Source organism: Microvirga sp. P4_G7 (genome assembly GCF_056401005.1).
Genome location: NZ_JBFUKD010000306.1, coordinates 1 through 4,271, shown reverse-complemented (window position 1 = coordinate 4,271; position 4,271 = coordinate 1). Strand labels below are relative to the sequence as shown.

Genomic DNA, 4,271 nt, shown 5'->3' with positions numbered 1-4,271 from the left:
GCCTTGGTTGCGGCAGAACGCCAGCGCGCCTTCGCCGATGAGCATCACGTGGCTGGAATGCTCCATGACGGCGCGCGCGGCGAGAATCGGATTGCGGGGGCCGCAGATTCCGGCRACCGCACCCGCACCGCGATTGCGTCCGTCCATGATTGCGGCATCCATTTCCTGCTTGCCGGCGGAGGTGTAGACCGCGCCGCGTCCCGCATTGAAGAGTGGCTCGTTCTCGAGTGCCATCACCGCGGCGGTGACGCCGTCGAGCGCGCTGCCGCCATCGGCGAGGATGGCGCGGCCCGCCTCGAGTGCGCGGCGAAGCCCGGTGTGATACGCGGCTTCCCGCTCCGGCGTCATGGTGCTGCGCAGGATGGTGCCGGCTCCGCCGTGGACGGCGAGAACGAAATCGGTGTCGGTGGCTGTCATGGGTTCACCCTCGGTGGGCGTTGATCGGAAGGAGGAAAGGGGTGCTATCGCGCGCCCGCTTCCTTGGCGTAGGCGGCGATATCCGCGTGCGTGGCGATCCAGACGTCGGACCGCTTGGCGATTTCTTCCAGCAGCGTTTCCAGAATCCAGATGCGCGACCGGTAGCCGATCACGTGCGGATGCATGGTGAGGAGGAAAAGGCCGCCCTCCGCGTAGGCGCGCTCGAACTCGCGGTGGAAGATATCGTAGACGGCGGTCGGCGGCATCTGCGGGCGCAGGCCGTTGAAGCGGTGCATGTTGAAATAGACCGCATCGTCGCGGATCCACTCGACCGGGAGCTCGACGATGCCCGTCGGCTCGCCCTTTTCGAGAAGTTCATACGGATCGTCATCGGCCATCATCGACGAATCGTAGAGCAGGCCGAGCTCGCGCTCGATCCGCAACGTATCCGCGCTGAAATCCCAGGACGGCGTGCGCAGGCCCACGGGACGGGTGCCTGTGATTTTCTCCAGCGTGTCCGTCGCCCGGAACATCAGGTCGCGCTCGACCTCGTAGGGAAGCTGGCTGTTGAGTTCGTGGATCCAGCCGTGGATGCCGATCTCATGGCCCTCGGCGACGACGCGGCGCTGCTCGTCCTCGTAGAGAAGCGCGCTCACGGCGGGCACGAAGAAGGTCGCCTTCGCGTCGTATTTCGCCAGCGCGTCGAGAATGCGCGGGACGCCCTGGCGGTTGCCGTATTGGCCTTGCGACATGCGGCCGATGGACTTTCCGCCGTCGCGCAATTCGTTGGTCTCGTGATCCGAATCGAACGACAAGGCGACGGCGCAGCGCGCGCCGTTCTTCCATTGCGCCGGCTTCAGGGATCGTCCCGCGCGAACCTGGTTGACGGTCTCGCGCCAGCGTTCCTCGCCCCAGGCCCAGGGTGCGTCCTGCTTGTCGTTCATTTCAAAACTCTCTTGTCTGCAATCAAAAAACTCAAGAACGGCCGCCGTCGACGGAGATGATTTCTCCCGACACCCACGACGCCGCGTCCGAGGCGAGGAACATCACCATGCCGGCGATATCGCGCGGCGCGCCGAGTCGGCGGGTGTGGATGTTCTTGACGAGATTCGCCTGGCCTTCCGGACCATAGCTCTCCCATTGCCGCTCAGTGTTGGGATTGGAGAGCACGAAGCCCGGCGCGACGCTGTTGACGGTGACGCCGAACGGGCCGAGCTCGAAGCTCAACTGCTTCGTCAGGCCGACGAGCGCGTGCTTCGACGCGGTGTAGGCCTGGATGCCCGTCAGGCTCGGACGCAGACCGGCGCCGGAGGAGATGTTGACGATGCGGCCGAAGCCGTTCTTCTTCATATGCGGCGCGACCGCCTGAGAACAGAAGAAGGCGCCGTGCACGTTCGCCTCGAACAGCACGAGCCAATCCTTCTCGCTCACCTCTTCGACGGGCCGCGCGACCTGGCCGCGCACGCCACCGGCGCAATTGACGAGAATGTCGATGCCGCCGAGCGCCTCCGCCATCTCCGCGATGGTGCGCGAGACGGCGTCGCGATCCGCCAGATCGAGGGTGCGGGCTTCCTTGGCGCCGACATCGATGGCCGTGCGCAGGCCGGCCGCGTCCATGTCGAGCGCCCAGACCTGCGCCTTCTCGGCGGCGAAGGCTTCGACGATGGCGCGGCCGATACCCTGGGCCGCTCCCGTGACGACGATCCGCCGGTTGGTGAAATCGAGATTCATGGTGTCAGCAACAGATCGAGTGTGGACCAGGATTGTTCGCGGCGACCGTCTTCGATGTCGTGGATGAGGTCGACGAGTTTGCTCACGGTCGGCGTCGCGATGCCGACTTGCGCCGCGAGGGTGGCGATGATGGCGATCTGCGCGTCGACTTCCGTCTTGCGCTTTCGCACCGCGAGATCGCGCCAGATGCCGGAATGGGTCTTGGCGGTGTGACGATTGAACTCGGCCATGGCCGCGACCGAGGTCTGCGCCGCGGCCTTGTCCGCACCGGGCATGAAGGCGTTCGGATCGAAGCCGTTGAAGCCGAGCGGCGTGACGCCGCGCGCGTTTGCCACCGCCATGACTTCGCGTCCCAAATTCGCGAAGACGGGGAAGTGCCGCTCGGAGGCGAGATTTTCCGACATCGAGGCGGGCGTCAGCGCGGTCGCGAACAGCATCGCGCCGTAAMCGAGTTTGCCCCACAGAAAGCCCCAGATGTTGTCGGTCAGAATCGCCTGCGGCTCGAAGACGGACAGGAGACGATGATAGTCGCGGACGGCATCGGTCGGCTTGCCGTCGAGCGCGCCGACGGCGACCGTGGCGCGATTGCCGAACAGGATTCGTCCGGGCTCGAGCCAGTCGGCGCCGAAATTCACGAAGCAGCCCACCGTGCGCTCCGCGCCGATCTCTTCGGCGATCACGATCTCGTTCAATCCGTTCTGCGCCGACAGCACCGTGCCGTCCGCGGCGAGATGCGGCTTGAGGGCGTCGACCGCGTCGCGCGTATGGTGCGCCTTGACCGCGAGGATGATGCGTTTGAACGTGCCGTCCACGCGCGCTGGCGTCGTGGCGCGCACCTTCTGCGTAAAGGTCTCGATCGGCCCTTCGATGGAAAGCCCGTCGCGGTTCATGGCGTCCACATGTGGCTCGACGATGTCGACGAGCAGCACGTCCTCGCCGGCGCGGGCGAGATAGGCGCCGAGCGTGCCGCCGATGGCGCCGGCGCCCCAGATCAAAATCGTGTCGCCGCTCATGACCAGTCCTCGATCAATGCGCGGGTTTCCTCGATGGCGACGGCCCAGATGGCCGCCATGTCCTCGTCGGGGCGTTGGAAATAGCCACCGAAATTGCCGTCGGTGAGAATTTCGCGGACGCCTTCGGGTCCGTAGGTGCGCATGCGCTCGAGATCGACCATCGGCTTCTGATGCTCGGGCTGTGCGATGCCGGGCAACCGCGTCCAGGGGAAGTTCTCCATCCACGAGGCGTGCGATGCGACCGGATCGATGGCTTTCACCTTCTCGAACGTGCGGGGCGCGTTCCACCAATTGTGAAAGCGCACGCGGCAATCGGGATTTGCGTCCATCCATTCGATGCCGGCGGTCTGGCCGGGCGAATTGCCGCCATGCCCGTTCACGAACAGGATGCGTTTGAAACCGGTGCGCCGCAGGCTGTCGAGAATGTCGGTGACGACGCGCAGATACGTCTCGGCTTTCAAGGTCACCGTGCCGGGATAGGCCATGAAATAAGGCGTGATGCCGTAGGCGAGAACCGGAAAGACGGGAACGCCGAGCGGCTCCGCGGCTTCGAGCGCGACTCGTTCCGCGAGAATGCTGTCGACGGACAGGCTGAGATAGGCGTGCTGCTCGGTGCAGCCCAACGGCACGATGGCGCGATCATCGGTCTTCAGGTACTCCTCGACCTGAAACCAGTTCATCTCGCTAATCTTCATGAAGTCGGATCCTCTTTCGTGGTGTGGATCGAGCGCAGGCGCTCGATGACGGGAATGAGCGTCGCGCGGATCGCGTGCGGATCCGGGACATAACGGAATTCCATCGCGAGCCGGCCTTGCGGCAGCATCCGCTTCACGGTCGTCTCGGTGCCGCTGGCGTAGATCGCGACATCGACGGAGCCGAGAAAGGCTTCGAGATCCGCCGCGTCCACCATGCGGACGTCCACATCGGACACGTGCGGCGCGAAGCGCAGGACACCGGGCTTCATCAGCGCCATGAATTCGGGAAACACCGAGATGATGCCGATGCGCGCCATCGGATCGATGACGGCGAGTTGCGCGCGCGTTTCTTCCGCCGGAATGAAGCTGAGGCCGACGACCGGAATGCCCTGCGGGATCAGATGCTCCACTTCGG

General features: G+C 65.0%; 5 protein-coding genes and 1 pseudogene. All 6 read right to left on the bottom strand.

All coding sequences use genetic code 11. From position 1 onward, the window contains the following. Positions 1 to 417 (bottom strand): isoaspartyl peptidase/L-asparaginase (locus AC1DT3_RS13350; RefSeq protein WP_477465736.1); only part of this gene is annotated, 417 nt, incomplete at its 3' end. Positions 418 to 461: 44 nt separating this feature from the next. Beyond that, positions 462 to 1,361 (bottom strand): polysaccharide deacetylase family protein, encoded by a 900-nt coding sequence (locus tag AC1DT3_RS13345; protein WP_477465735.1) that lies wholly within the window; start codon positions 1,359 to 1,361, stop codon positions 462 to 464. A 31-nt stretch (positions 1,362 to 1,392) separates the two neighbouring features. Continuing rightward, the gene (locus AC1DT3_RS13340) at positions 1,393 to 2,148 is read right to left on the bottom strand and encodes an SDR family NAD(P)-dependent oxidoreductase (protein WP_477465734.1); all 756 of its coding nucleotides are present in this window, start codon (positions 2,146 to 2,148) and stop codon (positions 1,393 to 1,395) included. Further along, the gene (locus AC1DT3_RS13335) at positions 2,145 to 3,161 is read right to left on the bottom strand and encodes a ketopantoate reductase family protein (RefSeq protein WP_477465733.1); all 1,017 of its coding nucleotides are present in this window, start codon (positions 3,159 to 3,161) and stop codon (positions 2,145 to 2,147) included. The genes AC1DT3_RS13340 and AC1DT3_RS13335 overlap by 4 nt, the downstream gene beginning before the upstream one ends. Further along, complete coding sequence (locus tag AC1DT3_RS13330) at positions 3,158 to 3,856, bottom strand: creatininase family protein (RefSeq protein WP_477465732.1); 699 nt, start codon at positions 3,854 to 3,856, stop codon at positions 3,158 to 3,160. Before AC1DT3_RS13330 ends, AC1DT3_RS13335 begins: the two co-directional genes overlap by 4 nt. Then, a pseudogene (locus AC1DT3_RS13325) lies at positions 3,853 to 4,271 on the bottom strand (hypothetical protein); the annotation flags it as partial. The pseudogene AC1DT3_RS13325 and the gene AC1DT3_RS13330, both read right to left, overlap by 4 nt.

Bases quoted from the DNA above. Each gene is read 5' to 3' on its own strand.
- AC1DT3_RS13345 (WP_477465735.1), bottom strand. From the start codon at position 1,361: ATGAACGACAAGCAGGACGCACCCTGGGCCTGGGGCGAGGAACGCTGG.
- AC1DT3_RS13340 (WP_477465734.1), bottom strand. From the start codon at position 2,148: ATGAATCTCGATTTCACCAACCGGCGGATCGTCGTCACGGGAGCGGCC.
- AC1DT3_RS13330 (WP_477465732.1), bottom strand. From the start codon at position 3,856: ATGAAGATTAGCGAGATGAACTGGTTTCAGGTCGAGGAGTACCTGAAG.